At 49.3% G+C, this 225-nt stretch carries 1 rRNA gene; it reads right to left on the bottom strand.

The window, feature by feature from the left end:
• Positions 1 to 93 (bottom strand): 16S ribosomal RNA (locus IF22_RS0132665); the annotation flags it as partial.
• Positions 94 to 225 lie beyond the last annotated feature (132 nt).

Below are 225 nucleotides of genomic sequence, written 5' to 3' on the forward strand. Positions count from 1 at the left end.
GCTCGAGTACCCCGAAGGGCCTTTCCGCTCGACTTGCATGTGTTAAGCACGCCGCCAGCGTTCGTCCTGAGCCAGGATCAAACTCTCCAACAAAAAATTGGAAAACAATCCTGACAACAAACAAATTGTTGCCAAAGGAATCCCAACCAGCCAAACCAAAAGGCCTGACCAGTCCGGGGTATAAATCATAATTGGCACTGGCTTTACAAGCACCCTGTTGAGTTC

Source organism: Micromonospora parva (assembly GCF_000718515.1).
Taxonomy (GTDB): domain Bacteria; phylum Actinomycetota; class Actinomycetes; order Mycobacteriales; family Micromonosporaceae; genus Micromonospora; species Micromonospora parva.